Origin of the sequence: Thauera linaloolentis 47Lol = DSM 12138 (assembly GCF_000310205.1) — a bacterium.
Taxonomy (GTDB): Bacteria; Pseudomonadota; Gammaproteobacteria; order Burkholderiales; family Rhodocyclaceae; genus Thauera; species Thauera linaloolentis.
The window spans coordinates 1-1,250 of record NZ_AMXE01000183.1 but is presented as its reverse complement, the minus strand read 5'-3'; the positions used below and the strand labels follow the sequence as shown (position 1 = coordinate 1,250).

The following is a 1,250-nucleotide window of genomic DNA, read 5'->3' as shown; positions in this document are numbered from 1 at the left end:
CCACCGTCTCGAGCGCAGCCGCACCGCCTTCGGCGGCGGCGTCGAACGCCGTCGTGCGCACCGTGATGACCTTGACCGCATCGGCACTCTTGACCGTGGCCAGCGCGTTGCCGGCGTAGATCGGACGCACGAAGGTGTCGGCCGACTCGACCGCGACGATGTCGCTGATCTGCGCCACGTCGAGCAGCGCCGCCACGCGCGGCAGCATGTTCTTGCCGTTCGGCGTGGCCGGGGCCAGCACGTGGCCGTAGCCCGAAGCAATGCCCTTGACCAGTTCGGCGACGTTCTCGGCGGTCTGGGCCTCGTAGTGCGGGGCATCAGCCACCAGCACCTTGGCCACGCCGGCGATCTTCGCCGCCGCCTCGGCCGCAGCGCCGCAACCGGCTCCGGCCACCAGCACATGGATGTCGCCGCCGATCTTGCCCGCCGCCGTCACGGTGTTGAGCGTGGCCGCCTTGAGCGATTGATTGTCGTGTTCCGCGATAACGAGAATGGCCATGTTCAGATCACCTTCGCAACGTTCTTGAGTTTGTCGACCAGTTGCGCGACGTCCGCCACGCGTTCGCCCGCGCTGCGCTTGGGCGGCTCGGCAACCTTCAGCGTCTGCAGGCGCGGCGCAACATCGACCCCGAGATCGGCCGGCTTCAGGGTGTCGAGCGGCTTCTTCTTCGCCTTCATGATGTTCGGCAGCGTGGCGTAGCGCGGCTCGTTCAGCCGCAGATCGGTCGTCACCACCGCCGGCAGCGCAATGGACAAGGTCTCCAGCCCACCGTCGATTTCACGCGTGACGCTGGCCTTGCCGTCCGCGATCACGAGCTTCGAGGCAAAGGTCGCCTGCGGCCAGCCCGCCAGCGCAGCCAGCATCTGGCCCGTCTGGTTGGCGTCGTCGTCGATCGCCTGCTTGCCGCAGATCACCAGGTCCGGCTGCTCCTTGTCGGACACCGCCTTGAGCAGCTTGGCCACCGCCAGCGGCTGCAGTTCGACGTCCGTCTCGACCAGAATGCCACGGTCGGCACCGATCGCCATCGCCGCGCGCAGCGTCTCCTGGCAGGCGCCAACGCCGCAGCTCACCGCCACCACCTCGGTCGCCACGCCGGCTTCCTTCAGGCGGACGGCCTCTTCCACCGCAATCTCGTCGAAGGGGTTCATGCTCATCTTGACGTTGGCGATGTCCACACCGCCGCCGTCGGCCTTGACGCGAACCTTCACGTTGTAGTCAACAACGCGTTTGACGGGTACGAGAATCTTCA

At 67.0% G+C, this 1,250-nt stretch carries 1 protein-coding gene and 1 pseudogene; both read right to left on the bottom strand.

From position 1 onward, the window contains the following. Positions 1 to 499, bottom strand: a pseudogene (locus C666_RS19080) (electron transfer flavoprotein subunit alpha/FixB family protein); the annotation flags it as partial. Between the two features lie 2 nt (positions 500 to 501). Continuing rightward, the coding region (locus tag C666_RS19075; protein WP_004350897.1) for an electron transfer flavoprotein subunit beta/FixA family protein at positions 502 to 1,250 on the bottom strand (749 nt) is incomplete at its 5' end.